Origin of the sequence: Streptomyces sp. NPDC019531, assembly GCF_044903305.1 — a bacterium.
Taxonomy (GTDB): domain Bacteria; phylum Actinomycetota; class Actinomycetes; order Streptomycetales; family Streptomycetaceae; genus Streptomyces.
Map to the genome: position 1 here is coordinate 56,489 of NZ_JBJDQL010000034.1, position 25,370 is coordinate 81,858.

Consider the following 25,370-nt stretch of genomic DNA (forward strand, 5'->3'; position numbering starts at 1 on the left):
GTTGGCTGAGATTCCGATGAGGAGACGCCGAGAGGGCACGCGAACGACGGCCCCCCCGGGCGCCGACCGTGCGCGCCGGGGGACCGCCGTCCTCGCCGTCAGGCGTTGGTCGACACGGTCCGCTCGGGTGCCGCCGCCTCCCGCAGCCCGAACCGGTCGTGCACCCTGCGCAGCGGCTTCGGCGCCCACCAGGCCCGTCGGCCGAGCAGCGCCATGGTCGCCGGGACGAGCAGCATCCGTACGACCGTCGCGTCGATCAGCACGGCCAGGGTCAGGCCGAGACCGATCTGCAGGATCGGGGAGAAACCGCCGGTCATGAAGGCACCGAAGACGACCGCGAGGAGCAGCGCGGCGCAGGTCACGACCCGGCCGGAGCGGCGCAGCCCGGTCACCACGGCCTCCTGGTCGTCCCCGGGGTCCGCCGACAGGCTCTCCCGCATCCTGGCGAGGATGAAGATCTCGTAGTCCATGGCGAGCCCGAAGGCGATCGAGACGATCAGCGGCGGTGCCGTCAGGCTCAGCGCGCCCAGCCCCTCGCCGCCCAGCAGCCCGGCCCCGTGCCCGTCCTGGAACACCCACACCACCACACCAAGTGCCGCGCCCAGGCTCAGCATGGTGGTCGCGATCGTGCGCAGTGGGATCAGCACCGAGCCGGTGAAGGCGAACAGCAGGACGAAGATGGCGGCCAGGACGGTCAGGGCCGCCCAGGGCGCGCGCTCGCCGAGCATCGCGCGGAAGTCGACCAGCCGGGCCGCGATCCCGGTCACCTCGACGGGCTCGTCGCCGCGTATGTCCCGTACCCGCTCGACCAGGTCCGTGGCCGCCCTGCCGTCCACGCCGCCGGGCGGCTGCAGCTCTACGACGGTGTTGCCGCCCGGCAGTTCACGGGACTCGGCGTTCGGGACCAGGGCGCGGATCCGGCCGGCGGTCTCGGCGTCGGTGCCGGGCCCCAGGACGACGACCACGGGGGAGACGCCGGTGCCCTTGGGGAAGTGCGAGCCGACCGTGTCGTACAACCGGCGTGCCTCCGTGCTGGAGGGCAGCTGCTGGGCGTCGCCGATGGCGATCCTCATGCCGGTCACGGGCAGGGCGAGGACCAGCAGGGCGGGGACGACGGTGACCAGGACGGCGATCCGGCGGCGCTGCGCGAAGCGGGCGAGGCGGGCGAAGACGCGGCCTTCCTCGTCCTCGGAGCGGGCCTTCGAGGGCCGGATCCTCCCGCCGAACTTGGTCAGCAGCGCGGGCAGCAGCGTGACCGCGGCCAGCATGTCGACGACCACGACGGCGGCGACGGCCAGGCCCATGCTGCGCAGGAACACGCTCGGGAAGACCAGCAGTCCGGTCAGGCTGACGGCCACGGTGAGCCCGGAGAACAGGACGGTCCGCCCGGCTGCGTCGACCGTGCGCTGCACGGCTTCCACCACATCGTCGGTGTGGCGTCGTTCCTCGCGGAAGCGGACCAGCATCAACAGGGCGTAGTCGATGGCCAGTCCGAGCCCCAGCATGGTGGTCACCTGAATCGCGTACACCGAGATGTCGGTGACCTGGCTGAAGGCGAACAGGCACAGGAAGGCGCCCGCGATCCCGCTCACCGCGATCACCAGCGGCAGCGCGGCGGCGCGCAGTCCGCCGAACACGACGAGCAGCAGGGCGAGTACGACGGGCAGCGAGATCAACTCGGCGTTCTTCACGTCCTCCTGGGCGCGTTCGCCGAGCTGCCTGCCGAGCAGTTCGCCGCCGCTGACATGGACGTCGGGCGCGTCGATCCGCTTGATGGTGTCGACGGCCGTGTCCGTCGCCTTCTCCTCGGCGTCGTCGCTGAGACCACCTTCGAAGGTGACGGGGATGATCAGGGCCTGTCCGTCGCGGGCGGTCAGGCCGGGCGTGGTGTACGGGTCCGGAACGTCCGCCACGCCGGCGATCTCGCGGACCTCGGCGACGGTCCGTTCGACCTGGGCGCGCAGTGCGGCGTCGGAGACGGCCTGGCCCGCGACGACCGCGGTGACGGACTCGCCGGTCGGGTCCACGCCGGAGAGATGGTCGTCGGCCATGTCGGACTCGGTGCCGGGTACGTCGGGCACGTCGTCGGAGAGATCGGCGAAGACACCCGTCCCGAGGCCGAAGCCGAGGAGCAGGAAGGCGGCCCAGAGGCCGATGACGGTCAGCGGGCGGCGGGTCGCTGCCCGGGCCAGTGTGGAGAGCACGGTCGCCTCCCGGCGAGTTGAGGAGTGACAACGCCCTCAGAGTCCTGCCGCGGGCGTGATCACCGGATCGCCGGGACGAGCGGTTTGGGGAGCTCCGTCGTACGGGGGAGTGGGGCCGGTTCCTCACTCCTGAGAGGGAGGAATCTCCGGTACCGGTCAAGGAGTTGACCTGGGAGACACCAACGAGGAGGCCCCATGTCCGAGGTACCGCCCACCGTCCGTGAACTCCGTCTCGTGGTCACTGCGGAGGACTACGACGAGGCCCTGCGCTTCTACCGGGACGTCCTCGGCCTGCCCGAACGAGCCGCGTTCTCCTCGCCGCACGGGAGAGTCACGATTCTGGAGGCCGGAAGGGCCACGCTGGAGCTGACCGATCCGAACCATGCCGCGTTCATCGACGACGTCGAGGTGGGGCGGCGGGTCGCCGGGCACATCCGGGTGGCGTTCGAGGTGGACGACTCCACCGCCACCACGGCGAAACTGGCCCAGGCCGGGGCGGAGGTGGTCGCCGAGCCGAGCCGTACGCCGTGGAACTCGCTGAACTCCCGGTTGGAGGCACCCGGTTCGCTCCAGCTGACCCTCTTCACCGAACTCGGGGACTAGGCAGCACCCGGCGTCACCAAGCCGGTCTCGTACGCGCAGATCACCGCCTGCACCCGGTCCCGCAGACCCAACTTGCTCAGCACGTTGCTGACATGGGTCTTCACCGTGTGCTCGCTCACGAACAGCGTCGTCGCGATCTCCGCGTTGGACAGGCCCCGCGCCAGCATCCGAAGGGTCTCCACCTCCCGGGCGGTCAGGACGTCCAGGCGGTCGGGGGCGGTCTCCGTGGCCGTCTCCTCGCGGCGGCGGCGGACGATGTCCGCGACCAGGCGGCGGGTGACGGTCGGGGCCAGCAGGGAGTCGCCGCCCGCGACCACGCGGACGGCGTGCACGAGGTCGTCCCGGCGGACGTCCTTGAGGAGGAAGCCGCTCGCGCCCGCGTACAGGGCGTCGTACACGTACTCGTCGAGGTCGAACGTGGTCAGCATGACCACCTTGCAGCTCGACTGGGCGCACACCCGCCGGGCCGCCTCCAGACCGTCCATGACGGGCATCCGGATGTCGAGGAGCAGCACGTCGGGCGTGTGCCGGCGCACCGCGTCGACCGCCTCGGCGCCGTCCCCGGCCTCGGCGACCACCTCGATGTCCTGCTGCGCCTCCAGGATCATGCTGAAGCCGCTGCGGACCAGTTCCTGGTCGTCGGCGACGACCACCCGGATGCTCACCCGAGGGCCGCCTCCCGGCCCGCGGTGGCGGGCAGCCGTACGACGACCCGGAAGCCCCCCTCCGGACCCGGACCGGTCTCCGCGCTGCCCCCGCAGGCCGCCGCCCGCTCCCTGAGGCCGATCAGCCCGTGCCCGCCGTTCGGGTGTGCGGGTCCTCCGCCGTCGTCGGTCATCGTGAGGGTCAACTCGTCCTCCGCCCAGTCGAGTTCCACCTGTGCGCAGGAAGCGTACGCGTGCTTCACCGTGTTGGTCAGGGCTTCCTGCACCGCGCGGTAGGCGGCGACCTCGGTGTCCGGGGGAAGCGGGCGGGGGGTGCCGAGGACCCTCAACTCGACGTGCAGGCCCGTCGAGTCGGAGACCTGCCGGACCAGGGAGGGCAGGCCCGAGAGATCCGGCTGGGGCAACCTGACGGCACCGGCCCTGCGTTCCTCCTCCTTCAGCACTCCGAGAATGCGGCGCAGTTGGGCCATGGCGTCTCGGCCGCTCGCCGCGATCGCGTCGAACACCGCCTCGGCACGGGCCGGATCACTGCGCACCACGACCGGTCCGGCCTCCGCCTGGACGACCATCAGGCTCACCGCGTGCGCGAGGATGTCGTGCATGTCCCGGGCGATGCGGGCCCGTTCCTGGGCGATGGCCTTCGCGGTCTCCGCGGCCTTCTCCCGTTCGAGGCGGCGGGCCCGGTCCTCGACGGCGGCGGTGTACGCGCGTTGCAGCCGGGCCAGTACCCCGAGGCCGTAGGCGCAGATCATGCCGGTCAGGTGGAAGGCGTACTCGAAGGGCTCGGAGTGCTCCTTGGCCCGCATGGTCAGGACGGCCCCGAGCAGCCAGCTCGCCAGCATCGTACGGCGCTGCCAGGGCAGGCCCTGGGCGGCCATGGTGTAGAGGACGACGAGCCCGGCGTAGAGCACGTCCGGCGGTGGCGCGTGGTAGTAGGCCATCGCGGTGGTGGCCGCCGAGACCGCGAGGGCGCACGCGTAGGGGTAGCGGCGCCGCCACACCAGGGGGACGGCGGTGGCGGCCCCGAGCAGCCAGCCCACCAGGCTCAGCGGGTCGTCGCCCTCGTCCGGGAACATCCACTGCAGGGACGCGGCGAACAGCACCAGCACGGCGAGCGCGCTGTCGACGACGTAGTGGTTCGTCGTCCTGAGACGGGTCACGACGAGGGCGTACCAGGACCGGGCAGTGGACATGAGCGGCTCCTCGGGGCCGGGGCCGTTCCAGTATCACGACGCCCGCGCGGCCATGACCTCACCGGTGAGAGGGATATCGGGTCTCCCTTCGTGAGCGTTCCGATGCCGTGGAGCGGGAACCGCCGGCCGCCGCATTACCTCTCAGGAGTCGAAACACAGCGTTCACAGGGTGTGCATGGTCCTGGACGGATGGTGGCGATCACCATCGGTTCAGCAGTCCGCATCCGTCGTCGTACCGGGGGACCCCGTATGCCCAGCCGTCGTCGTCTGCTCACCGGCGCCGCCGCACTCGTCGCGGCCTCCGCCTGCGATGCCGGTGACCCGGCGCCGTACGCGTCGCACGACAGCCGGGCCGCCGCCCTGCCCGCCACCCGGGCCGCGTCGGGCAGGCCCAATGTCGTCGTGATCCTTGCCGACGACCTCGGCTACGGCGAACTCGGCTCCTACGGCCAGAAGTTGATACGCACCCCGCGCCTGGACGCCCTCGCCGCCGACGGGCTGCGCTTCACCGACGCCTACGCGGCCGCCCCGGTGTGCGCGCCCTCGCGCTGTTCCCTGCTGACCGGGCTGCACAGCGGGCACGCGACAGTGCGGGAGAATCCGTGGGGGCCGGGTGGCCAAGGCGCCCTGACCGAACGGGACTTCACCTTCGCCGAGGCGCTGCGGACGCGCGGCTACCGCACCGGTGCCATCGGCAAGTGGGGCTTCGGCCCCGAGGCGCCGGACCAGCCCAGCCACCCCAACTCCCGTGGTTTCGAGGAGTTCTACGGCTACCTCACCCACCACCACGCCCACGGCTACTACCCCGAGTACCTGTGGCACAACGGCACCCGCGAGGAGATCCCCGGCAACAGGGGCGGCGCCCACGAGGTCTACGCACCCGACCTCATCGAGGCACGCGCGCTGAGCTTCGTCGACGCCCACCGGAACGAGCCGTTCCTGCTCTACCTCGCCCCGACCCTGCCGCACGCCCCCAGCCAGGACCCGGACGTCGGCGAGTACGCCGACCGGCCCTGGAGCGGGCCCGACCGGCGGCACGCCGCCCAGGTCACCTCCTTCGACACCCTCGTCGGCAAGGTCACCGACCGGCTCACCGACCTCGGCCTCGCCGAACGCACGATCGTCCTCGTCACCAGCGACAACGGCCCGCACGAGGAGGGCGGCACCGACCCGGAGGTGTTCGACGGCAACGGCCCGTTGCGCGGGATCAAGCGCAACCTGTACGAGGGCGGCATCCGTGTCCCCCTGATCGCCTGGTCCCCGCGACGCATCCCGGCCGGCACCACGGACCGCCCCACCCCGCTCACCGATCTGCTGCCCACCCTCGCCGACCTCGCGGGCGCCCCCGCCCCGACGGATGTCGACGGACTTTCCCTCGCCCCGCTCCTGCGCGGCGGCACGGACGTCGCCCGCCACGACAGCCTGTACTTCTACCGCAACCACGCCGGTGTCACCCCGCTCGCCGACGCCACCGACCACGGCCGGGGCCGCCGGCTCGCGGAGGCGCTCAGGCGCGGCGACCTCAAGGCAGTCCGGTTCGCCCCGGGACAGAACCGCCGTGTCCCCGACGACCAGTGGGACGTGGAGCTGTACGACCTCGCCAGGGATCCCGGCGAGCGGGACGACCTGGCGACCGCGAGGCCCGCCGAGGCCGCCGCGCTCGTGCGGCTGATGCGCTCGGCGTGGGCCCCGGCGTATGTGCGCAGGCCGTTCGGCGTGACACTCGAAGTGACCGGTCAGGGACCGGAGTTCACGGTCACCGCCACCTTCTCCAACAGCTCCGCGAAGCCCTGGACCGTGCCCCGGCTCACCCTGGAGGCGCCCAGCGGCGGGCGGGTACGTGCGACGGACCCGGTCACGGCGGCCCGGCTCGACGTCGGCGAGCGGCTCACGGCCCGCTGGAGCGTCACCCGCGCCCGGCTCTCGCCGTCCGTGCGTCTCGTCTGCCGGGGCACGGCACGACTCGCGGGCGACGAGGTGACGTTCACCGCCACCCGGACACTCCGCTGACGGTTCACCGTCCCCCGGGCACTCGGCTGACGTGTGCCGGCCCCCAGGCACTCGGCTGACGTGTGCCGGCTTTCGGACACTTGGCTGATGTGCACCGGGCCCTGGGCGCTTGGCTGACGGTTCACCGTCCCCCGGGCACTCGGCTGATGTGCACCGGGCCCTGGGCGCTTGGCTGACGTGTGCTGGCCCTCGGACACTTGGCTGATTGCACCGGGCCTGGGGACTTGGCTGACGTGCACCGGCCCCCGGGCACTCGGCTGACGTGCACCGGGCCCCGGACACTCCGCCGACGTGCACCGACACCCCGAAGCCCCGCCGGCGTCCGCCGCCATCAGGAACCGAGGCCGACGTCAGCGCGGTTCCGGTCGCCAGCCCAGCGCCCGCGAGATACCGAGCGCCGCGAGCCGTACCGCCGGGATCAGTACCGGTACCTGGGCGTCCTCCTGGGGCACCACGACCGACACGGCCGCGAGGACCGTGCCGTCCGGGCCGCACACGGGGGCCGCCACCGACAGGGCGTCGTCGGTGACCTGGCGGCTGCTCACCGCCGCGCCGGTGCGCCGGACCTCGGCCAGGGCGCGGCGCAGCTTCGCCGGATCGGCGATCGTGTACGGCGTGAAGACGGCGAGCGGGGTCGCGCAGTACTCCTCCTGCTCCCGCGGTGCGCAGTGCGCCAGCAGCACCAGGCCGACCCCGGTGGCGTGCAGCGGCCAGCGCGCCCCGACCCGGATGTGCACGCCGACCGACGAACGCCCCGCGATCCACTCGATGTAGACGACGTCGGCGCCGTCCCGGACCGCCAACTGCACGTTCTCGTGGGTGGCTTCGTACAGGTCCTCCAGATACGGCAGCGCCAGCTGCCGCAGGGCGACCCCGCGCGGTGCGAGCGCGGCGATCTCCCAGAGCCGGAGCCCGACGTGGTAGACCCCGGCGTCGTCCCGCTCCAGGGCGCCCCAGTCGGTCAGCGCGCCGACCAGCCGATGTGTGGTGGTCAGGGTCAGCCCCGCCCGCCGGCTGATGTCGGTCAGGGACAGTGCCACGTGGTCGTGGTCGAACGCGGCGAGCACGGAGAGCAGCCGGTCCGGCGCCGAACGGACGGTCATGGCTGGTCGGCGACCCGCAGCAGCAGGGCCTGGAGCGTCTCGCGTTCGGCGGCATCGAGCGGCGCGAGCAGGTCGTTGGTCACCCGTCGGCCCGCCTCGTCGGTGCCGCGCAGGAAGCCGCGGCCGTCCTCGGTGAGCACGACGATCTTGCTGCGGCGGTCGTCGGGGGAGGGGCGGCGCTCGGTCAGGCCCAGCTTCTCCAGGTCGTCGACCAGGCCGACGATCGCGCTGGGGTCGTAGCCGAGCCGGGTGCTCAGCTCGCGCTGGAGGGCGCCCTCGGACCCGGCGAGATAGCGCAGCACCGCGTAGTGGCGCAGTCGCAGCCCCGACTCCTGGAGGAACGTGTTGAAGAGCTGACCCGAGCGCAGGCCCAGGCGGTACAGCAGATAACCGGTGTCCGCGTGCAGCCCGCGCATCCACGGCTCCTCCGAGTCGATGGGCTTCGGGGTGGCGTGCTGGCGTGTGATGGCGGGCTCCTCGGGCTCGGTGTGTCAGGGAGATTCCAGCATGGCGCACTCATAGGTGAACAACAACTATTGACGTCACCAATTATTGCTCTTAGCTTCGATCTCGAAGCCGCACCAAGCATCCGTCCGTGAAGGGACCTCCTCGTGCCCAGCATCGATCTCACCGGCAAGGTCGCCGTCGTCACCGGCAGTGGCCGGGGCCTCGGCCTCGCCTACGCGCACGCCCTGGCCGCCCACGGCGCCTCCGTGGTCGTCAACGACGTCGACGAGGCCGTGGCCGAGCAGGCCGTGAAGTCCATCGCCGAGGCGGGCGGCACCGCCGTCGCCGAGGTCGTCCCGGTCGGCACCACCGAGGCCGCCGAGCGGCTCGTGAACCGGGCCGTCGAGGAGTTCGGGCGGCTCGACATCCTGGTCACCAACGCGGGCATCCTGCGCGACAAGGTGCTGTGGAAGATGACCGACGACGACTTCGACGCGGTGATCGCCACCCACCTCAAGGGCACCTTCACCTGCGCCCGCGCCGCCGCGGTCCGCATGCGCGAGCAGGGCGAGGGCGGCACCCTGATCCTGGTCGGCTCCCCGGCAGGACAGCGCGGCAACTTCGGGCAGACGAACTACGCCGCCGCCAAGGCCGGCATCGCCGCCTTCGCCCGTACCTGGTCCATGGAACTGGGCCGCGCGGGCATCACCGTCAACGCGATCGTGCCGGTCGCGGCCACCGCGATGACCGAGACCATCCCCGCCTTCGCCCCGTACGTCGAGGCCATGAAGAACGGCGAGGCGCTCCCGGACTTCCTGCGCAAGGGCGAGGGCTTCGGCACCCCCGAGGACTGCGCCGCCCTCGTCCCCTTCCTCGCCTCCGAGGCCGCCCGCTCCATCACCGGACAGGCGATCGGCATCGGCGGCGACAAGGTGGCACTCTGGTCCCATCCGCAGGAGATCAGGACGGCGTACGCCGACGGCGGCTGGACCCCCGAGACCCTGGCCGACGCCTTCCCCACCTCGGTCGGCGCCGAGCTCCAGACGGTCGGCATCCCGGCGCCGAAGTTCCCGGAGGCCTGATGGACATCAACGAGCTGGTCGCCATCGACGTACACACCCATGCGGAGGTCTCCTCCAAGGGCCACTCCTCGCTGGACGACGACCTGCACGACGCCTCCTCCGCCTACTTCAAGGTCGAGGGCAAGCGCAAGCCGACCCTGGAGGAGACGGCCGCTTACTACCGCGAGCGGAAGATGGCCGCCGTGATCTTCACGGTGGACGCCGAGTCCGCGACCGGCACCGCGCCGGTCCCGAACGAGGAGGTCGCCGAGGCGGCGGCCGCCAACTCCGACGTGCTGATCCCCTTCGCCTCCATCGACCCCTTCCGCGGCAAGGCCGGCGTCAGGCAGGCCCGCCGCCTGGTCGAGGAGTACGGGGTGAAGGGCTTCAAGTTCCACCCCAGCATCCAGGGCTTCTTCCCCAACGACCGCTCGGTGGCGTACGACCTCTACGAGGTGATCGAGGAGACGGGCACGATCGCCCTCTTCCACACGGGCCAGACCGGCATCGGGGCCGGCGTCCCGGGCGGCGGGGGCATCCGACTGAAGTACTCCAATCCCCTGCACGTGGACGACGTGGCCGCCGACTTCCCGCATCTGAAGATCATCCTGGCGCACCCGTCCTTCCCCTGGCAGGACGAGGCCCTCGCCGTCGCCACCCACAAGCCGGGCGTGCACATCGACCTGTCCGGCTGGTCGCCGAAGTACTTCCCGCCGCAGCTCGTGCAGTACGCGAACACACTGCTCAAGGACAAGGTCCTCTTCGGCTCCGACTTCCCCGTCCTCACCCCCGACCGCTGGCTCGCAGACTTCGAGAAGCTGTCGATCAAGGACGAGGTGAAGCCGAAGATCCTCAAGGAGAACGCCGCCCGACTGCTCGGGCTGACGAAGCCATAAGGGGCCGTAGATGCGCAACGAGGGACTGGGTTCGTGGCCCGCACGCCGGGCCCGCAAGACCCCGCACCGCACCGCCCTGATCCACGCCGACACGACGATCACCTACGCCGAACTGCACACCCGCGTCACCCGCCTCGCGCACGCCCTGCGCGCCCGGGGCATCCGGCGCGGCGACCGGGTGGCCTACCTCGGCCCCAACCACCCCTCCTACCTGGAGACACTGTTCGCGGCCGGCACGCTCGGCGCGGTCTTCGTCCCACTCAACACCCGCCTCGCCGGACCGGAGATCGGCTACCAGCTGTCCGACTCCGGGGCCAGGGCGCTGATCTACGGCCCCGCGTCACAAGCGCTGGTCGCCGGACTGCCGGGCAGCACCGATGTCCGCACGTACGTCGAAGTCGGCGCCGAATACGAGCAGTTGCTCGCCGAGTCACCGGCCGAACCGATCGACGAGCCGGTCACCGCCGACGACACCTGCATCATCATGTACACCTCGGGCACGACAGGGCGTCCCAAGGGCGCCATGCTCACGCACGGCAACCTGACCTGGAACGCGATCAACGTCCTCGTCGACACCGATCTGATCGCCGACGAACGCGCCCTGGTCTCGGCCCCGTTGTTCCACACGGCCGGGCTGAACATGCTGACCCTGCCGGTCCTGCTGAAGGGCGGCACCTGCGTCCTGGTCGAGGCCTTCGACCCGACCGCGACCTTCGACCTGATCGAACAGCACCGGATCACCTTCATGTTCGGGGTGCCGACGATGTTCGAGCAGGTCGCGAGGCACCCCCGCTGGCCGGACGCGGACCTGTCGTCGCTGCGGATCCTCACCTGCGGCGGCTCCCCGGTGTCGACCCCCCTCATCGCCGCCTACCAGGAGCGCGGACTCACCTTCCTCCAGGGCTACGGCATGACGGAGGCCTCACCGGGGACCCTGTTCCTGGACGCCGAGCACGCCGTCAGCAAGGCGGGTTCGGCGGGTGTGCCGCACTTCTTCAGCGATGTGCGGGTGGTACGGCCCGACCTGGCGCCCGTCGACGTCGACGAGACCGGTGAGGTCGTGCTCCGGGGCCCGCACGTCATGCCCGGCTACTGGGGACTGCCGGAGGAGACCGCCGCCTCCTTCACCGACGGCTGGTTCCGCAGCGGGGACGCGGCCCGCGTCGACGAGGACGGATACGTCTTCATCGTCGACCGCATCAAGGACATGATCATCTCGGGCGGCGAGAACATCTACCCCGCCGAGATCGAGGACCTGCTCCTCGCCCACCCGGACATCGTCGAGTGCGCGGTCATCGGCGTCCCCGACGACAAGTGGGGCGAGGTGCCGCGGGCGGTCGTCGTGCCCCGCGAGGGTGCGCGGCTCGACGGCGACGAGGTGCTCGCCTCCCTCGCCGGACGGCTCGCCAAGTACAAGATCCCCAAATCGGTGGTGCTCGCGGCCGAACTCCCGCGCACCGCCTCCGGAAAGCTCGTCAAGTCCCGGGTGCGCAAGCGCTACGGCTCCAACTCCTAGTTAAGGAAAGCTACATGAGCGTCACCGTCAACGGCCTCGACGAACTGAAGAAGCTCGCCGGCAGCGACCTCGGCACCAGCGAGTGGATCGAGGTCACCCAGGAGCGCATCAACACCTTCGCCGACGCCACGGGCGACCACCAGTGGATCCACGTGGACCCCGAGAAGGCGGCCGAGGGCCCGTTCGGCGCCCCCATCGCCCACGGCTACCTCACTCTCTCGCTCTTCATCCCCCTGTTCACCGAGCTCCTCGACGTCCAGGGCGTCGCGACCAAGGTCAACTACGGCCTCAACAAGGTGCGTTTCCCCTCCCCGGTGAAGGTGGGCTCACGCATCCGCCTCGTCGCCAAGCTCGCGGACGTCGAAGAGGTCCCGGGCGGTGTCCAGGTCACCGTCGACGGGGCGATCGAGATCGAGGGCGGGGCCAAGCCGGCGGCGGTGCTGCAGAGTCTTTCCCGGTTCTACGCCTAGTTCTAGGAAGTCCCCTGCGGAGGCGGTGGGGAACCGCGGGACCGTTGCGGCCGGTCGCGCAGTTCCCCGCGCCCCTTCGGGGCGCTTGCCTCAGCCGGTGACGTCGACGAAGACCGGGTTGGAGTAGAACCACGTGTCCGCCCACGGGTCACCGTTGCCCGGCTCGTGCGGAATCGGGCCGTGCGGGTCGGTGGCGGCACCGAGATACCCCGCACCGTGGCGGTTGCCGTCGCTGCCGCGCAGCCGGACGTAGAAGGACTCGTCCCCGGCGGTCAGCGGGACGCGCAGGGTGTACGTCCCCTTCCGGCCCGACACGTCCTTCGTCTGTACGACCTTGGTGTCGGGTGCCTTCCAGTCGTCCCGGTCGGTCACCGGACCGCGCACCGCGCCCCGGATCACGTCCACGTGCGCCAACTCCGGCAGGATTCCCTGGGGGTTGGCCCGGGAGGCGCTCGTGACGGTGACGTACAGCGTGATCCGCTCGCCCTTGCGGACCCGCAGCCGTCCGCCCAGCGTGACACCGCGGCCGGAGTCGCAGTCCCGCTTCACGCGGACGTCCAGTCCGTCGAGCAGATGCCCGTGGTCCACCCAGACCCGGCCCGCACGCAGGCCCGCCATCACCGAGCGGTAGCCGTAGCGGGTCACGCCGACGTGGGTGCGGCTGAACTCGCCCGGCCAGAAGTCGCTGCCGGGCTGCGGGGTGTCGGTGTTGACCGGGTCGGGCAGCTTTCCGGTGTTGTCGAAGTTCTGCCCGGCCGCCCAGTCGCCGTTCTTCCAGGTGTCGAAGACCGTGCGGTGGTTGTCGGAGTTCGTGGTGACCGAGTACAGGCTGCCTTCGGCCAGCATCGAGTCCCACAGTCCGCCGACGGTCGCGGTCGCCCAGTCGAAGCCGCCGTACGTCACATACGCCTCGGCCGGGTAGCCCGACCACGACTGCGCCGACGGCTTGTTCTCGTACTCGCCGCGGATCGACGTGGTCCCGCGCCAGCCGGGGATCGCCGCGCCCTGGGCGCCCGGTGCGCCCTCCATGCCGATCATGATCTCGGGGGCCGCGTCCCGCCAGTTGCGTATCTCGTGCGGGGAGTCGATGCCGAGGCGCAGCGGGTGGTTGGCGAGGACGAGGACGTCGTCGACGTAGCCCGAACGGCGCTGCTCGGCCAGCCACTTGAGGGCCTTGACCGCGTGGGCCTCGTTGCGGGCGGTGTCGGCCGCGCCCGCGGAACCCTCGGTGTAGTTGAGGAGCTTTCCGTCGTAGGCGAGCTCGAACCGCGTGAGCAGATCGGTCTCGTGGGGGCCCGGAGCCGCGAACACCGTGCAGTGCTCGGCGGCCGGGATGTACCACTCCAGGCCCTGGAAGATCAGCTGACGTGGGTTCTCCGCGCGGGCCTTGACGATCTCCGCGTGCTCCATCCTGGCGCCGTAGTAGGCGTGTCCGAAGTTGGAGTGCTCGTTGAACACCATCCAGTCGAGGCCGTACTTGGCGGCGGCCTTCGCCTGCTGGGAGAACGTGTACTTCGCGTCGTGGCTGTACACGGAGTGCACGTGGTGGTCGCCGACCAGGTAGGCGAGGCGCGGGTCGTCGCCGCCGAAGCCGCGCCGGCCGGAAGAGGCGAAGGCGGGGGTCGCCGCCGAGCCGAGGGCGAACGCGGCCCCGAACAGGCCCGCGCGGCGCAGGAGTCCGCGTCTCGACACGCCCTGGGCGTCGAGGTCGGCGGGTGAGACGGAAGGGTCGGCCCAGGAGGGCAACTGCTGCTCGGTCATGGTGATCCTCGGAAGAAGGGAGTCAGTGGGTCATGAAGGAGGAGACAGGCAGCGCCCGTCCGACGATCCGGACGTCGCCGAGGCGCCCGTGGAAGATCTGGTCGATCTTGTCGGCGTAGGTGTAGCCGCCGAGCAGCCACGGCAGTCCGACCGAGGTGATCCCGACGGCGGACGCCTTCGGGTTGCGGACGACCGGGCAGCTCTGGACGTACAGCGTGGTGTGCTGTCCGTCGTTCACGACGGCGAGGTGCCACCAGGTCTCCAGTGGGGTCTCCTGGCCCCAGTTGGTGGCGATGCCCTCCTGGTTGAGCGGGCGCATGGCCCACTGCGGCTCACGGTCGTTGGAGAGGGACAGCGTGGCGAGCGGTTCGTCGGGGTCGTCGCCGGTCTTGCCCGCGGCGCCGCCGGTACCGGTCCGACCGACCAGGCCCGACCAGGCGTTGTGGTCCGGGTCCCAGTCCGCCGGCAGGCGGTAGAACGCCTCGATGGTGTAACCGTCCTTGAAGGTCGCCGAGTTGAGCGGTGCCCCGTCCACCGTCCTCAGGTACGCGCCCTTGAGCGGCGACTTGTAGCCCTGGAACTCCAGGCTGCCGTGGCCGGGCTGGTCGGGGTGGTGGTCCGAGGACCAGCCCAGCGAACCGCCGCCCACGCTGACGACACTCAGGTCGTTTCCGCGACCGGAGAGGTCACGGACGGTGCCGGAGACCGCCTTCTCGAAGCGCCAGTAGGCGACCGTGCCGGGCACCAGCATCTTCGACGCGGGGCGGGCCGCGCGCTCCGGCACCGGGGCGAAGCCGGCGAAGCGGGACGCGAAGTCGATCTCGACCGAGAACCGGTCGGCGTCCCCGCTCAGCTCGATCTCCTGCCGTTCGAGCTCGTTGAGCCCCTTCGCGGCCCGGCCCAGGATCCACGGGGACACCGTCTCCACGTCGATCACACCGCGGTCGAGGTCGAAGCGGTACAGGCGGATCATGGCCGCGCCGCCGAAGTACCGGTTCTGGTAGTTCGTCAGGTGCAGATGGACGTCGTTGCCCGCCGTGTTCCTGCGGGTCGCCCGACCGGCCGGCCAGTAGTGGCCGTTGAGGGTGAGGAAGATCTGGTCGTGGTCCTTGACCAGCTGGTCCCACAGCTGCTGACCGTAGCCCGACAGGGTGTCGTCCTCGACGACCAGCTCGTGCGTGGTCAGGACCACCGGGGTCCTCGGGTGGGCGGCCAGGACGCTCTTCGCCCAGGCGTACCCCTTGTCCGAGAGGCGCCAGTCCAGCGCGAGGACCATCCACTCGCGGCCCGCGGCCTTGAAGAGGTGGTACGTGTTGTAGCCGTCGGGCGAGGCACCGCCGAAGGTCCTGTGGCCCTTGAACCGGTCGGGGCCGAACACGTCCAGGTACGGCGTCGCGCCGCGCTGGTCGGTGGTGGACGACTTCACGTCGTGGTTGCCGGCGAGGACGCTGTAGCCGACGCCCCGCCGGTCGAGCAGCCTGAACGCGTCGCCGATCGCGGCGAACTCGGCCGCCGCGCCGTTCTGGGTGAGGTCGCCGAGGTGGGACAGGAAGACGATGTTCTCCTCCTCGCCTTGCTCCAGCAGATACCGCAGCGAGGCCTCGACCGGTGCCTTGTCGATGCTCGGACCGTCGAAGAGGTACTGCGTGTCGGGCATCACGGCCAGCGTGAAACGCCGGCTCTCGGTGTCGGGACGACGGCGGGACGTCGTGGCCTCGGCCGCCGTCGGCACCGCGACACCCGCCGCGGCGGCCGCGCCAAGGAGCGCCGTCGCCCGCAGGAAACCGCGCCGTCCGGCACCGGCCTGCGCGGCCTCGCCCTGATTCTGGTCATGCGAAGTACACACGTGTGCTCCGTAGCGGGGAAGTCGAGGGGGATCAGAGCGCGCGAAGGGTCCAGCTCCAGCGATGGACGCCCGGCGCGACGAGGTAGGAGGCAGAGGTGTCGGGGCCGCACGAGGCGGTGCCGAGGCCACGGTGGGCCGCGTCGATGTGCACCACACAGCCCGCCCTCGGGACGAGCTCGTCGTGATGGGCCACGGCGGTGAGGTCCGCGGCGCGGTAGCGGGTCACGCCGACCTGGCGCGGCTCGTCCAGAAGGACGGAGAGGCCGGTGGCGTCGGGCGCGGAGAGAGTGAAGTGCCGTACACCGTGCCGGCCGCCGCTCTCCTGCGGACGCAGATAGGGGGTGAACAACTCGTCCACGGGCACCGCGTGATGGCCGACGGGCGCCCCGAAGCCGCGGTCCGGATACGACTCCCAGGGGCCCTGTCCGTACCACTCCATCAGGTCGAGCCCGGCGACCGTCTCGAACACGGAGCCGACCCGCGCCACGTCGACGAGGGCCTCCGGCAGTTCGGCCGACTCCTCGACGTGCACACCGCCCTCGACCGCGGTGAAGACCTGCGCGTGGCGGACGACACCCGCCTCGCAGGCGTACTCGGCGTGCACGGTGACGCGGCCTTCGGCCCGGTCTACGTCCGCGACCTTGCGTACCAGCGCGTCGAGGCCCCAGGCGCGCCAGCGCGGTGCCATGCCGCCCAGCTCGTCGTTGTCGGTGGGCGCCCGCCACAGGGAGAGCGTGGGCGCGGAGGTGAGCAGGGGGTGGACAAGGAGGCCGTCGTCGTCGACCTCGACGGAACGGTTCCGTACGGCGACCGGAGCCTGGGGCGCGGCTTCCCGCAGCCGCACCTGCGGTACGCACACCACCGTGCCGCGCGGTGCCCAGGGTTGGTCCTCGGCGGTCGTCACCCGCAGCGTCAGCCAGGCCTCGCCGCCCTCCTCGGGCAGCTCGAAGGGGAGCGGCACCGTCGCCGTCTCACCGGGCCGCAGATCGGGCAGTTCGGCGGGTGCGGTCAGGGTACGGCCGTCGGCCAGGGACAGCTCCCACTCGCCGGCCAGCCAGGCCAGGCCGCGGAAGTGCTGGTGGTTGCCGAGCACGATGCCCTCGTGCTTGAAGCACTCGATCCGCACCGGCGCCGCGATCTCCCGGTGCTCGTACATCACCGGCTTGGGCGTGCGGTCGGGGAAGACCACGCCGTCGGCGATGAAGGCGCCGTCGTGGAGGGACTCGCCGAAGTCACCGCCGTACGCCCACCGGTACCCGGGCGCGGCGACACCGTTGTCATGGAGCCCGGCGCCCCCACGCCCGACCGGTCTGCCGTCGTTCACACGTTGGAGAATGCCGTGGTCCCAGAACTCCCAGATGAACCCGCCCTGAAGACCCGGCGTTGACTCGATGGCCGCCCAATGGTCCGCGAGCGTGCCGTTGCTGTTGCCCATCGCGTGGGAGTACTCGCACCAGATCAGCGGCTTGGTCTGCCGCCCGGAGAGCGCGTGCTCCACGCACTCCTCCAGCGAGGCGTACATGGGGCAGGCGATGTCGGACGCGTCGCCGGTGGCCGCCCAGTCCAGCTTCGCGGCTCCTTCGTACTGGATCGGCCGTGTCGGATCGTGCCGCCGTACCCAGCCGGCGGCCGCGTCGTGGTTGGCCCCGTAGTCCGACTCGTTGCCCAGCGACCACACGATGACCGACGGATGGTTCTTGTCCCGCAGCACCATCCGCGAGACCCGGTCCACGAAGGCGTTCAGATAGCGCGGGTCGTCGGCGATCTCGTGGGCGTGGTCGTGCGACTCGATGTCGGCCTCGTCCACGACGTAGAACCCGAGCTCGTCGGCGAGGTCGTACAGCGTCGGATCGTTCGGGTAGTGGGAGGTGCGGATCGCGTTGAACCCGAAGCGCTTCAGCGTGATCAGATCCGCGCGCATGTCGTCGTACGACACCGTCCGCCCGGTCAGCGGGTGGAAGTCGTGCCGGTTCACACCCCGGATGAACACCCGCTCACCGTTGACCAGCAGGTCCCGGCCGGAGATCTCGACGTCCCGGAAGCCGATCCGGTGCCGTGAGGTGTCGGCCACGGTGCCGTCGGCGCGGTGCAGCCGGACGGTGAGCGAGTACAGCTCGGGTGTCTCGGCGTTCCAGGTCCGGACGTTCGCCACGACGGTCCGCAGCCGTGCCTCGCCGAGGAAGTCGGAGACCCGCTCGTCCTCGGCGTTGAACCGGTCGAACTCCGCGTCCTGGGTGAGCGGTTGCCCCTCCAGCTCCCCACTGACGTACCACCCCTCGGGCAGCGCGCCGCCGGCGTCCCGCACCTGGCAGTCGACCCGCAACTCGCCGCCGTGGGAGGCGCGCACGGTCACGTCCGCCAGATACAGCGGATCCGTCGCGTACAGCAGCACCGGCCGGGTGATCCCGCCGTGCCACCACTGGTCCTGGTCCTCGATGTGCGAGGCGTCCGACCACTTGATCACCGTCAGTCGTACGACGCTCCGCGCGCCGGCGCGCACGAGCCCCGTCAGGTCGAACTCGGCCGCCAGGTGGGAGTCCTTGGAGATCCCGACGGGCCGCCCGTCCACCTGCACGAGCAGCACGCTCTCGGCGGCCCCGACCTGGAGCACGATCCGGTGTCCGGCCCACTCGGCGGGCACGTCCACCTCACGCTCGTGGACGCCCGTGGGGTTGGCCGCGGGGGAGTGGGGCGGGAACTCGGGGAACGGCATGCGGACGTTGAGGTACAGCGGCAGGTCGTCCGTGCCCTGCATCGTCCAGACGCCGGGGACGTGGGAGGTCGACCAGGAGCCGCCGACCGGCGCGTCCGGAGCGGGCAGCAACTGGAAGCGCCAGTCGCCGTCCAGGGGGAGTGCTCCGGAGCGCCGGTCGACGGCGTTCATGGGCAGCCGCCCCCAGGAGGTCACCTCGGGTGCCTCCCAGGGGCGCAGGGCCAGCAGGGGATCGCTGGTCATCCGCGGACGGCCCCCTTCGCGAGGTCGCCGATGATCTGCTTGGCGCCGAGCGCGAACACGATCAGCAGCGGGATGAGGGCGAGCAGGGCGCCGGTCATCACGATGCCGTAGTCGGTGGTGCCGTGGGTGCCGTTGAGCTGGGACAGCGCGACCTGGAGGGTCACGTTGCCCGGGTTGGTCAGGGAGATCAGGGGCCAGGCGAAGTCGTTCCACTGGCCCATGAAGGTGAAGATGCCGAGGAACGCGAGACCCGGCCGGACCACCGGGAGGGCCACGTGCCAGTACTGGCGCAGGAAGCCCGCGCCGTCCAGCTTGGAGGCGTCGAGCAGTTCGTCGTGGATGGCCGACTTCATGTACTGGCGCATCCAGAAGATGCCGAAGGCGTTGGCCGCGGCCGGCACGATCAGCGCGGTCATCGAGCCGATCCAGCCGATCTTCGCCATGATCACGAACTGCGGGATGACCGACAGCTGCGCCGGCACCATGAAGATGACCATGAGCAGCCCGAACAGCGCGTTCTTGCCCGGGAACTCGAACTTGGCGAAGACGAAGGCCGCGAGCGAGTCGAAGAGCAGGACCAGGAACGTCACCGAGACCGCGACGATCAGCGAGTTCCACATCGACCCGAAGAAGTCGACGGCGTCGAACAGGCCCCGGACGTTCTCCAGGAAGTGCGTGCCCGGCAGCAGCTTGGGCGGGTAGGAGAAGATCTCCGACGAGCTGTGCGTCGACATGATGACGGCCCAGTAGAACGGGAAGGCCGAGATCAGGGTGCCGAGGATCAGCGGGAGGTGCAGCGCGATCCCTCTGCGGCGGGATCCCTTGATGGAAGACATGATGCGCGCCCTTCCTAGTCGCCGCGGCGCTGCACGAGGCGCCAGTTGATGATCGAGAAGAGCACGACGACGAGGAAGATGCCCCAGGCCACCGCCGCTCCGTACCCGAAGTCGTTGTTGTCGAAGGTCTGCTGGAAGAAGTAGAGGACCATCGTCTGGCCCGAGTGGCCCGGACCGCCCGCGAACGTGGAGTCGTTGGAGGAGGTCTGGAGCAGGACCTGTGGTTCGGAGAAGCTCTGCAGACCGGTGACCGTCGAGACGACGAGCACGAACAGCAGCGTCGGCCGCAGCAGCGGGAGTGTGATCCGGAAGAAGGTCTGGATCGGACCGGCGCCGTCCATGCGCGCGGCCTCGTACAGGTCGCTCGGGATGGTCTGGAGCCCGGCGAGGAAGATGATGGCGTTGTAGCCGGTCCACTGCCAGGTCATCAGCGCGGCGATGGTGACCTTGATGCCCCAGGGCGTGTTCAGCCAGGCCACCTGGTCGATGCCCACCGCGTGCAGGACGGCGTTCACCATGCCGGCGTTGGTGGAGAAGATCGAGCCGAAGACGATCGCGATCGCGACGACCGAGGTGACGTTCGGCAGGAAGTACGCGACGCGGTACAGGCCCTTGAACCGGACCGCGGAGTTGAGCATCACGGCCGTGACCATCGCCAGGAAGATCATGGGGAAGGTGGCAAGGGCCCAGATGATGATCGTGTTGCCGATCGAGTTCCAGAAGTCGCTGTCGCTCAGCAGGTACTGGTACTGCGAGAGTCCGGCCCACTCCATCGAGCCGAGGCCGTCCCAGCGGTGGAAGGACAGGTAGAGGGAGAAACCGACCGGGAAGAGGCCGAAGCCGAGGAAGATCAGGTAGAAGGGGGAGATCGCGGCGTAGAGGTGCCAGTACTTGCGCAGGCCCTTCTTGGGCTGCGTCGGGGACGGTTGCGCCACCGCGGGCGGGGTCTGCTCCAGGACGGCCATCAGTAGCTCACCCCCAGGTGCTTCGCGATGCGACGGCACTTGCTCATGGCGTCACTCCAGGCCTTCTTGGGGTCCTTGCCGAGGACGCCGACGTTCTTGATCTCGTCCTTGAGGGGCTGCCCGAGCGCGATGTCGAACGGGCTGTTGTAGGCGACCACGATCTTCTGCGCGGCAGGACCGAAGACGTCGGTCGTGACCTGGCCGCCGAAGAAGGGGTCGGGCTCCTGCATCTGCTTGAGGCCGTACGAGGCGGGCGTGGAGGGGAAGAGGCCCGCGTCGACGTAACCCTGCGCCTGGTTGGACGCGTTGAGGATCCAGGTGATGATCTCGAAGGCCTGCTCGGGCTCCCGGCACTCCTTTGTGACCGACAGGAACGAACCGCCGTTGTTGGCGGGACTGACGGGCATCTGCGCCACCCGCCACCTGCCCTTGGTCTTCGGCACACCGTTCTTGATGTCGAACGAGGCCCAGGAGGCGTTGAGTTGGCTGGGGAGCTTGCCGTCCTGGATGGCGGACAACTGGTCCGGGGTACCGCTGACCAGATCCGAGACGATCTTCCGCTGCTTGGCCTCCACGGCCAACGCCCAGGCCCGGCGCACATGTTCCTGGTCGCCGATGAAGTGGCGGTCCTTGTCGACGTACCGCTTCGCGCCCTGCTGCACGACGTTTTCGAAGACCGAGTTGACGTCGGTGAGCAGCTTGGCCCCCGAGACGCGCTTGCCCAGCTGCACGCCCGCGTCGAAGAACTTCTCCCAGGTGTCGAGCTCGCTCGTGACGTCGTCGGGCTCGTACGGCAGCCCCGCCTTGCGGAACACGTCGTACTGGTAGAAGTGCGCGACCGGTCCGCAGTCGATCGGGAAGCCGACCATCGTGCCGTCGTCGGCTATGCCCTGGTCCCACTTCCAGGACAGGTACTGGTCCTTGTACTTCTCCGCGCCCAGTGTCCTGAGGTCGATGAACTGGTCCGCGTTCGGCAGGTAGGCGGCCATGTCCTCGCCCTTGAGCCCCGCGATGTCGGGGATGTGGGCCCGGCCGGTGATGGTGGTGATGAGCTTGGAGCGGTACTGACCGCCGATCTGGATGGCCTGGAGGTCCACCGAACTGTCGTAACGGGCCTTGGCGTTCTTCACGACGGTGTCGCTCAGACCGCCGCTCCAGTACCAGAGGACCATGTTCCGGCCGGTCGAACCGGCCGGAACGGCACAGCCTGACGCCAGGCCGCCGAGGGCCGTGGCGGCCGTACCGGCCAGGCCCGCGCGGAGCAGGCCTCTTCGTGAGAGCCGCACAGCTCCCACCGCCTTTCGGATCTTTTCGGGACGTGCATTCGAGGGGCTTGTGGGGGGCTTGCGGGGTCAGTTCCGCCGTGCGGTCTCGCACGGGGGGATGGATGGAGTGACCGGCGCGTACCGCACCGGTGGTCCCACGTCCGCCGGGATGCGGTCCGCCAGGAAGCCGTAGGCGCGCTTCAGATCGGGGTCCGTCAGTGAGCGCCACCACTGGTCCACTCCGTACCAGCCCGGGGCCGCCAGGGCCCCGCCGTGATTCCGTACGGAAAGACCCGCGGCCAGGACGGCGAACCGCAGCCGTTCCTCCAGCGGCCAGCCGCCCAGCGAGGCGGCGACGAACGAAGCGCCGAAGACATCACCGGCGCCCGTGGCGTCGAGCACGTCCACGGCGAGCGCCGGGACATCCGCGTACTCACCGGTGATCTGGTCGACGGCGACCGCGCCGTCCCCGCCCCGGGTGACCACGGCCACCGGCACCAGCTCGGAGAGCGTGCCGAGAGCCGCGACCGCGCTGTCGGTGCGGGTGTAGGCCATCGCCTCGGTCTCGTTGGGGAGGAAGGCGTGGCACAGGGCCAGCTGGTCGAGGAGATCGGTGGACCATTCCTGGGTGGGGTCCCAGCCGACGTCCGCGTAGATCCGGGTGCCGTTCGCGGCGGCCTTGGCGAGCCAGGCGCGCGGTTCGGCCTCCAGGTGCACGAGGGCCGTGCGGGCCTCGGGCGGGTCGCCCATCAGCGTGTCCTGGGAGTACGGCGGCTCCTGGCCGTGGGTGACCAGGGCTCGGTCGTGGCCGTGCGCGAGGGCGACGGTGACGGGGGTGTGCCAGCCGCCCGCGACCCGGGAGAGCGAGAGGTCGACGCCTTCCTGGCCTGCGAGGACCTCCCGGCAGTAGGCGCCGTAGAAGTCGTCGCCGAAGACGGTGGCCAGGGATGTGCGCAGCCCGAAGCGGGACGCGGCCACCGCCAGGTTGGCGATGCCGCCGGGGCCGCAGCCCATACCGGCCGTCCAGATCTCCTCACCCGGCGTCGGCGGCTTTCCCAGACCCGTCAGGACGAGGTCGTAGAAGAGCAGCCCGGTCAGCAGCACCTCGGGCCGGTCGTCGTCCACGTGAGCGCCTCTCGTCAAAACTCGTCAATTTCGATGACGGGAATCGTGCGCCGCTCGGCGACATTGGTCAATACCCAAGCAGAACCGAGCATGGAAATGATTGAAGATGACGAGTAGTGTTCACGGCGTGCTGGCTGAACGACGACACCAACTCATCCTGCGGGCCCTGCGCTCGGGCGGCCCCGCGGCCGTGACGGACCTCTCCGAGCAACTCGGTGTGAGCCCCGCCACCATCCGGCGTGACCTCGTCAAGCTGGAGGACGACGGGCTGCTCACCCGGGTGCACGGCGGCGCGCGCGCCGAGGAGGGCGACCAGCCCTTCGCCGAGGTCGCCGAGGTCCGGGTGGCCGAGAAGGACGCGATAGCCGCCAGGGCCGCGGCCCTGGTCAAGGACGGCCAGTCGGTGCTGCTCGACATCGGCACCACCGCCTACCGGCTGGCCCGGCAGCTGCACGGCCGCCGGCTCACCGTGATCACCAGCAACCTGGTGGTCTACGAGGAGCTCGCCGACGACGAGGGCATCGAGCTGGTGCTGCTCGGCGGCATGGTCCGCCGCGAGTACCGCTCCTTGGTCGGCTTCCTCACCGAGGACAATCTGCGCCAGCTGCACGCCGACTGGCTCTTCCTGGGCACCAGTGGAGTGCGCCCCGGTGGGCAGGTGATGGACACGACGGTCGTCGAGGTGCCGGTCAAACGGGCCATGATCAAGGCGAGCGACAGGATCGTCCTGCTCGCCGACACGGCCAAGTTCCCGGGCACGGGCATGGCGAAGGTCTGCGGTCCCGAGGACCTGGACGTGGTGGTGACGAACGCGCCGGTCGACGCGGCGACCTGTTCCTCCCTGGAGGAGGCGGGCGTCGAGGTGGTCCTGGCGGGAAAGGGTCCGGTGTGAAGGCGCGCTCTCGGCCCCGTACGACAAGAACGGCACGTGTGATCAGTGTGACAAGTGCAAGGAGACCGCGCGTGTCCGGTTCTCGCGACGCGCTCGGCGAAGGCTCGACCCATGCCCGGCCCGCCAGCCGGAGCACCTCTGGAGGACACCGGTGAAGCTGACCATTCTCGGCGGCGGCGGCTTCAGGGTCCCGCTCGTCTACGGCGCGCTGCTGACGGACCGCGCCGAGGGCCGGGTGACCGAGGTCGTCCTGCACGACCTGGACGCCGGGCGGCTCTCCGCGGTCGGCCGGGTCCTCGCCGAGCAGGCCGCGGCGGTCGTGGACGCCCCCACGGTGACGACCACGACCGACCTCGACGAGGCCCTGCGCGGCGCCGACTTCATCTTCTCGGCGATCCGCGTCGGCGGCCTGGAGGGCCGTGCCAACGACGAGCGGGTGGCCCTCGCCGAGGGCGTCCTCGGCCAGGAGACGGTCGGCGCGGGCGGCATCGCCTACGGCCTGCGCACCGTCCCGGTCGCCGTCGACATCGCCCAGCGGGTGGCCCGGCTCGCCCCCGACGCCTGGGTCATCAACTTCACCAACCCGGCGGGCCTGGTCACCGAGGCCATGTCCCGCCACCTCGGCGACCGCGTCATCGGCATCTGCGACTCCCCGGTCGGCCTCGGCCGCCGTATCGCGCGCGTGCTCGGCGCCAACCCCAATGAGGCCTGGATCGACTACGTCGGCCTCAACCACCTCGGCTGGGTCCGCGGCCTCAAGATCGCCGGCCGGGACGAACTCCCGCGCCTGCTCGCCGACCCCGACCTGCTCGGCTCCTTCGAGGAGGGCAAGCTCTTCGGCGTCGACTGGCTCCAGTCCCTCGGCGCGATCCCCAACGAGTACCTGCACTACTACTACTTCAACCGCGAGGCCGTCCGCGCCTACCAGCAGGCCGAGCGCACCCGCGGCGCCTTCCTGCACGACCAGCAGGCGCGGTTCTACGACGAGGTCGGCGCCCCCGGCGCGAAGGCGCTGGACGTGTGGGACCGCACCCGCGCCGAGCGCGAGGCCACCTACATGTCCGAGAACCGGGAGAGCGCCGGTGCCGGCGAACGCGAAGCCGACGACCTCTCCGGCGGCTACGAGAAGGTCGCCCTCGCCCTGATGCGGGCCATCGCCCGGGACGAGCGCACCACGCTGATCCTGAACGTCCGCAACCAGAGCACGCTCTCCGTGCTCGACAACGACGCCGTCATCGAGGTGCCCTGCCTCGTCGACGCCAACGGCGCCCACCCGGTCACCGTCGCCCCGCTGCCCGACCACGCCACCGGCCTGGTCTGCTCGGTCAAGGCGGTCGAGCGGGAGGTCCTCGCCGCCGCCGAGTCCGCCTCGCGCGCGACCGCGGTGAAGGCCTTCGCGCTGCACCCCCTCGTCGACTCCGTCAATGTCGCCCGCAAGCTGGTCGAGGGCTACACCTCGGTGCATCCGGGGCTGGCGTACCTTAAGTAGCGTCTGTCTTTGGAAAGCGCTTTCCCCTCGCTTCCCGGCCCCACCAGCTCGCCCTCTCCCTCCCTGG

20 protein-coding genes are annotated in these 25,370 nt (G+C 70.5%); 8 read left to right on the forward strand and 12 right to left on the reverse strand.

Going from position 1 to position 25,370, the window contains the following annotated elements; translation table 11 throughout:
• Nucleotides 1-98: 98 nt before the first annotated feature.
• The gene (locus ACI2L1_RS31850; RefSeq protein WP_404742869.1) at nt 99-2,204 is read right to left on the reverse strand and encodes an MMPL family transporter; all 2,106 of its coding nucleotides are present in this window, start codon (nt 2,202-2,204) and stop codon (nt 99-101) included.
• A 195-nt stretch (nt 2,205-2,399) separates the two neighbouring features.
• Between ACI2L1_RS31850 and ACI2L1_RS31855 the strand changes: the two genes are divergently transcribed.
• On the forward strand, nt 2,400-2,807 hold the full coding sequence (locus tag ACI2L1_RS31855; protein ID WP_404742870.1) for a VOC family protein: 408 nt from the start codon (nt 2,400-2,402) through the stop codon (nt 2,805-2,807).
• Here ACI2L1_RS31855 and ACI2L1_RS31860 read toward each other — a convergent pair.
• Entirely contained in the window at nt 2,804-3,472 is a 669-nt protein-coding gene (locus ACI2L1_RS31860; RefSeq protein ID WP_404742871.1) for a response regulator, read from the reverse strand. The genes ACI2L1_RS31855 and ACI2L1_RS31860 overlap by 4 nt on opposite strands.
• Nucleotides 3,469-4,665: a sensor histidine kinase gene (locus ACI2L1_RS31865; protein WP_404742872.1), complete on the reverse strand. Its 1,197-nt coding sequence runs from the start codon at nt 4,663-4,665 to the stop codon at nt 3,469-3,471. The genes ACI2L1_RS31860 and ACI2L1_RS31865 overlap by 4 nt, the downstream gene beginning before the upstream one ends.
• 249 nt (nt 4,666-4,914) lie before the next feature.
• On the opposite strand from ACI2L1_RS31865, the gene ACI2L1_RS31870 reads away from it, so the two are divergent.
• Nucleotides 4,915-6,675 carry a sulfatase-like hydrolase/transferase gene (locus tag ACI2L1_RS31870; RefSeq protein ID WP_404742873.1) on the forward strand — a complete coding sequence of 587 codons (1,761 nt, stop codon included), beginning with the start codon at nt 4,915-4,917 and terminating at the stop codon, nt 6,673-6,675.
• Nucleotides 6,676-7,025: 350 nt separating this feature from the next.
• On the opposite strand, the gene ACI2L1_RS31875 is transcribed toward ACI2L1_RS31870, so the two are convergent.
• Entirely contained in the window at nt 7,026-7,778 is a 753-nt protein-coding gene (locus tag ACI2L1_RS31875; RefSeq protein ID WP_404742874.1) for an IclR family transcriptional regulator, read from the reverse strand.
• Nucleotides 7,775-8,194, reverse strand: a complete 420-nt coding sequence (locus ACI2L1_RS31880) for a MarR family winged helix-turn-helix transcriptional regulator (RefSeq protein ID WP_404742875.1) — start codon at nt 8,192-8,194, stop codon at nt 7,775-7,777. The genes ACI2L1_RS31875 and ACI2L1_RS31880 overlap by 4 nt, the downstream gene beginning before the upstream one ends.
• Before the next feature lie 195 nt (nt 8,195-8,389).
• Here ACI2L1_RS31880 and ACI2L1_RS31885 point away from each other — a divergent pair, with 195 nt between their 5' ends.
• From ACI2L1_RS31885 to ACI2L1_RS31900, 4 genes are read left to right on the forward strand one after another with little or no spacing between them, the layout of a single operon-like run.
• On the forward strand, nt 8,390-9,307 hold the full coding sequence (locus tag ACI2L1_RS31885; RefSeq protein WP_404742876.1) for an SDR family NAD(P)-dependent oxidoreductase: 918 nt from the start codon (nt 8,390-8,392) through the stop codon (nt 9,305-9,307).
• Nucleotides 9,307-10,182: an amidohydrolase family protein gene (locus ACI2L1_RS31890; RefSeq protein ID WP_404742877.1), complete on the forward strand. Its 876-nt coding sequence runs from the start codon at nt 9,307-9,309 to the stop codon at nt 10,180-10,182. Before ACI2L1_RS31885 ends, ACI2L1_RS31890 begins: the two co-directional genes overlap by 1 nt.
• 10 nt (nt 10,183-10,192) lie before the next feature.
• Nucleotides 10,193-11,698 carry a long-chain fatty acid--CoA ligase gene (locus tag ACI2L1_RS31895; RefSeq protein WP_404742878.1) on the forward strand — a complete coding sequence of 502 codons (1,506 nt, stop codon included), beginning with the start codon at nt 10,193-10,195 and terminating at the stop codon, nt 11,696-11,698.
• A gap of 14 nt (nt 11,699-11,712) precedes the next feature.
• Entirely contained in the window at nt 11,713-12,168 is a 456-nt protein-coding gene (locus ACI2L1_RS31900) for a MaoC family dehydratase (RefSeq protein WP_404742879.1), read from the forward strand.
• Nucleotides 12,169-12,258: 90 nt separating this feature from the next.
• On the opposite strand, the gene ACI2L1_RS31905 is transcribed toward ACI2L1_RS31900, so the two are convergent.
• The 7 genes from ACI2L1_RS31905 to ACI2L1_RS31935 all read right to left on the reverse strand — a co-directional run bounded on the left by ACI2L1_RS31905 (nt 12,259) and on the right by ACI2L1_RS31935 (nt 22,922).
• A complete protein-coding gene (locus ACI2L1_RS31905) occupies nt 12,259-13,929 on the reverse strand; it encodes a histidinol-phosphatase (protein ID WP_404742880.1) in 1,671 nt (556 codons plus the stop codon).
• 22 nt (nt 13,930-13,951) lie between these two features.
• A complete protein-coding gene (locus ACI2L1_RS31910) occupies nt 13,952-15,775 on the reverse strand; it encodes a LamG-like jellyroll fold domain-containing protein (protein ID WP_404742881.1) in 1,824 nt (607 codons plus the stop codon).
• Between the two features lie 31 nt (nt 15,776-15,806).
• Nucleotides 15,807-18,731, reverse strand: a complete 2,925-nt coding sequence (locus ACI2L1_RS31915; RefSeq protein WP_404742882.1) for a glycoside hydrolase family 2 TIM barrel-domain containing protein — start codon at nt 18,729-18,731, stop codon at nt 15,807-15,809.
• Nucleotides 18,728-19,567 carry a carbohydrate ABC transporter permease gene (locus ACI2L1_RS31920; RefSeq protein WP_404742883.1) on the reverse strand — a complete coding sequence of 280 codons (840 nt, stop codon included), beginning with the start codon at nt 19,565-19,567 and terminating at the stop codon, nt 18,728-18,730. The genes ACI2L1_RS31915 and ACI2L1_RS31920 overlap by 4 nt, the downstream gene beginning before the upstream one ends.
• Before the next feature lie 14 nt (nt 19,568-19,581).
• On the reverse strand, nt 19,582-20,532 hold the full coding sequence (locus tag ACI2L1_RS31925; protein ID WP_404742884.1) for a carbohydrate ABC transporter permease: 951 nt from the start codon (nt 20,530-20,532) through the stop codon (nt 19,582-19,584).
• Nucleotides 20,532-21,818 (reverse strand): ABC transporter substrate-binding protein, encoded by a 1,287-nt coding sequence (locus ACI2L1_RS31930; RefSeq protein WP_404742885.1) that lies wholly within the window; start codon nt 21,816-21,818, stop codon nt 20,532-20,534. The genes ACI2L1_RS31925 and ACI2L1_RS31930 overlap by 1 nt, the downstream gene beginning before the upstream one ends.
• A gap of 66 nt (nt 21,819-21,884) precedes the next feature.
• The gene (locus tag ACI2L1_RS31935) at nt 21,885-22,922 is read right to left on the reverse strand and encodes a carbohydrate kinase family protein (protein WP_404742886.1); all 1,038 of its coding nucleotides are present in this window, start codon (nt 22,920-22,922) and stop codon (nt 21,885-21,887) included.
• A 127-nt stretch (nt 22,923-23,049) separates the two neighbouring features.
• On the opposite strand from ACI2L1_RS31935, the gene ACI2L1_RS31940 reads away from it, so the two are divergent.
• On the forward strand, nt 23,050-23,814 hold the full coding sequence (locus ACI2L1_RS31940) for a DeoR/GlpR family DNA-binding transcription regulator (RefSeq protein ID WP_404742887.1): 765 nt from the start codon (nt 23,050-23,052) through the stop codon (nt 23,812-23,814).
• A 151-nt stretch (nt 23,815-23,965) separates the two neighbouring features.
• Nucleotides 23,966-25,303 carry a 6-phospho-beta-glucosidase gene (locus ACI2L1_RS31945; protein ID WP_404742888.1) on the forward strand — a complete coding sequence of 446 codons (1,338 nt, stop codon included), beginning with the start codon at nt 23,966-23,968 and terminating at the stop codon, nt 25,301-25,303.
• Nucleotides 25,304-25,370 lie beyond the last annotated feature (67 nt).

Excerpts from the sequence above, each read along its gene's own strand:
- ACI2L1_RS31855 (WP_404742870.1), top strand. The coding sequence starts at position 2,400 with ATGTCCGAGGTACCGCCCACCGTCCGTGAACTCCGTCTCGTGGTCACT.
- ACI2L1_RS31865 (WP_404742872.1), bottom strand. The coding sequence starts at position 4,665 with ATGTCCACTGCCCGGTCCTGGTACGCCCTCGTCGTGACCCGTCTCAGG.
- ACI2L1_RS31870 (WP_404742873.1), top strand. The coding sequence starts at position 4,915 with ATGCCCAGCCGTCGTCGTCTGCTCACCGGCGCCGCCGCACTCGTCGCG.
- ACI2L1_RS31875 (WP_404742874.1), bottom strand. The coding sequence starts at position 7,778 with ATGACCGTCCGTTCGGCGCCGGACCGGCTGCTCTCCGTGCTCGCCGCG.
- ACI2L1_RS31880 (WP_404742875.1), bottom strand. The coding sequence starts at position 8,194 with ATGCGCGGGCTGCACGCGGACACCGGTTATCTGCTGTACCGCCTGGGC.
- ACI2L1_RS31890 (WP_404742877.1), top strand. The coding sequence starts at position 9,307 with ATGGACATCAACGAGCTGGTCGCCATCGACGTACACACCCATGCGGAG.
- ACI2L1_RS31895 (WP_404742878.1), top strand. The coding sequence starts at position 10,193 with ATGCGCAACGAGGGACTGGGTTCGTGGCCCGCACGCCGGGCCCGCAAG.
- ACI2L1_RS31900 (WP_404742879.1), top strand. The coding sequence starts at position 11,713 with ATGAGCGTCACCGTCAACGGCCTCGACGAACTGAAGAAGCTCGCCGGC.
- ACI2L1_RS31905 (WP_404742880.1), bottom strand. The coding sequence starts at position 13,929 with ATGACCGAGCAGCAGTTGCCCTCCTGGGCCGACCCTTCCGTCTCACCC.
- ACI2L1_RS31915 (WP_404742882.1), bottom strand. The coding sequence starts at position 18,731 with ATGACCAGCGATCCCCTGCTGGCCCTGCGCCCCTGGGAGGCACCCGAG.
- ACI2L1_RS31920 (WP_404742883.1), bottom strand. The coding sequence starts at position 19,567 with ATGTCTTCCATCAAGGGATCCCGCCGCAGAGGGATCGCGCTGCACCTC.
- ACI2L1_RS31925 (WP_404742884.1), bottom strand. The coding sequence starts at position 20,532 with ATGGCCGTCCTGGAGCAGACCCCGCCCGCGGTGGCGCAACCGTCCCCG.